General features: G+C 43.4%; 1 pseudogene. It reads left to right on the top strand.

The features are described 5' to 3' along the window. Nucleotides 1-12: 12 nt before the first annotated feature. A pseudogene (locus ACTHRE_RS11195) lies at nt 13-174 on the top strand (argininosuccinate synthase); the annotation flags it as partial. Nucleotides 175-235: the final 61 nt, after the last annotated feature.

Raw genomic sequence — 235 nt, 5'->3', positions numbered from 1 at the left:
TTAATGGAATAAGTCGAAGACGAAGCGTTCAAAACGCTCGACCGCATCGTCAAACTGACCATGCGCAACATCGTCATCACCGTAACCCGCGCCTAACTGGGTATTTACTCGCAATGCGGTTTGTTGTCATTGGGCGTAGGCTCCGTATTTCCGATGTTGAATAATAAGGAGTAGTATGAGGGGGCTTTAAAGCACCCTTATTTTTAAAGTAATAATATGAAAGAATATAAAGCCG

This window comes from Neisseria sp. P0001.S007 (assembly GCF_051963655.1).
GTDB classification, from domain to species: Bacteria; Pseudomonadota; Gammaproteobacteria; order Burkholderiales; family Neisseriaceae; genus Neisseria; species Neisseria subflava_A.
This window is presented reverse-complemented; position numbering and strand designations above follow the sequence as displayed.